Genomic DNA, 1,608 nt, shown 5'->3' with positions numbered 1-1,608 from the left:
TCTGGTTGGGGGTGTTGTTCGGGGTTGTTTCGGGTGTGGTGTGGAGGACTTCGCGGGCTTGTTCGGCGGCGCGGATGATGCTTTCGCTGATGAAGTCGAGGAAGCGGGCGATGTTCTCCAGGCGGGTGGCGGCGGGGGTGTGGGGGCCGAGGACGGTGACGCCTTGGCGTGCGGTGGTGACGAGTTGGTCGTTGGCTCGGGCGCTGGCGATCGTTGCCTGGTAGAAGAGTTCGTCGTCGACGAGGTAGCGGTCGCGGCGGCGTTCGTCGCGTTCGCGGCGGACGAGGCTCTGGCTTTCCAGGAAGGTGATGGCTTTGGAGATGGATGCCGGGCTGACCTGGAGGTGCTGGGCGAGCTGGGATGCGGTGAGGTTGCCCGTGTCGGTGGTGAACAGGCAGGTGAGTACCCGGGCGGGCATTTTGGTGATGCCCGAGGCCATGAGGACGGTGGTGAGGGTCTCCTCGTATGCGGCGACGGCCTCGGCGTTGCGTCCGTGTGGCTGGGGGGCGGATGCGGGTCCGTGGGGGGTGGCGGGTCTGCGCCGGTGGGCGCGGTGTTCGGTGGCGCGGTGGGCCAGGTCGGCGCGGTAGGTGGTGGGGCCGCCGTTGCGCATCACCTCGCGTGTGATCGTGGAGGTGGGGCGGTCGAGGCGGCGGGCGATCTCGGCGTAGGGGAGGCTGTCGGCCAGTCCCAGCGCGATCTGCTGGCGTTCCTGCTGGGTGAGCCTGCCTCCGGGCATCGCACTCTCCTTGCCGGTGGTTCTTCGTGGCGGTTCCTGGTTTCCCCACTGTAGCGTTCACGTCTCGCTCATTGCAATGACCGGGATAGCTGTCGTTGCGTTGCTCTCAAGCCTGTTGCAACACTTTCCCGGCATCTACCTGCACTGATGCTGGTTTGGTGCAACGTGCTTGTTGTCTGGTTCTGGAAAGCAACGTAGCGTTTCCGGTGTCAGAAACAACGAGCGAGCACGGGAGAGCATGATGCAGAAGTTCGACACCCCCGCCCCGATCTCCGCCGTCCTGGACATCCCCGCCGGACGCATCCAGGTCATCGCCGCGGACCGCGCCGACACCACCGTCGAGGTCCTGCCCGCCGACCCCTCCAAGAGCCGCGACACCAAGGCCGCCGAACAGACAGCAATCGCCTACGCCGACGGCGTCCTGCGGATCACGACCCCGGCCCCCCACGGCCGGCTCTTGGGCCCCTCGGGATCCCTGGAGGTCACCGTCCAGCTGCCCGCCGGCTCCCGCATCGAGGCCAAGGCCGCCGGCGCCGAGCTCCGCGGCGTCGGACGCCTCGGCGACATCGCCTTCGACGGCGCGTACCGCCAGATCAAGATCGACGAGGCCGCGGGTGTCCGCCTCACCGCGACCGACGGCGACGTCGAGGTCGGCCGGCTGGGCGGCTCCGCGGAGATCAGCACCGCACGGGGCGACATCCGGATCACCGAGGCCGTACGCGGCACGGTCGAGCTCCGCACCCAGTCCGGCGACATCTCGGTCGGCGCCGCCGCCGGCGTCTCCGCCACCCTGGACGCCGGCACCGGCCACGGCCGCGTCAGCAACACCCTCAAGAACGACGGCACCCCCGCACTCGACATCCGCGCCA

2 protein-coding genes are annotated in these 1,608 nt (G+C 68.9%); one reads left to right on the top strand and one right to left on the bottom strand.

Features of this window, described 5'->3' with window-relative positions; all coding sequences use genetic code 11:
- On the bottom strand, positions 1–739 hold a 739-nt coding region (locus tag AQJ27_RS51365; RefSeq protein ID WP_067385997.1), incomplete at its 3' end, for a helix-turn-helix domain-containing protein.
- Between the two features lie 241 nt (positions 740–980).
- Here AQJ27_RS51365 and AQJ27_RS51360 point away from each other — a divergent pair.
- A partial coding sequence (locus tag AQJ27_RS51360; RefSeq protein WP_067385995.1) for a DUF4097 family beta strand repeat-containing protein occupies positions 981–1,608 on the top strand: 628 nt, incomplete at its 3' end.

It is taken from the genome of Streptomyces olivochromogenes (assembly GCF_001514115.1).
In the GTDB taxonomy this organism is placed as follows: domain Bacteria; phylum Actinomycetota; class Actinomycetes; order Streptomycetales; family Streptomycetaceae; genus Streptomyces; species Streptomyces olivochromogenes.
This window is presented reverse-complemented; position numbering and strand designations above follow the sequence as displayed.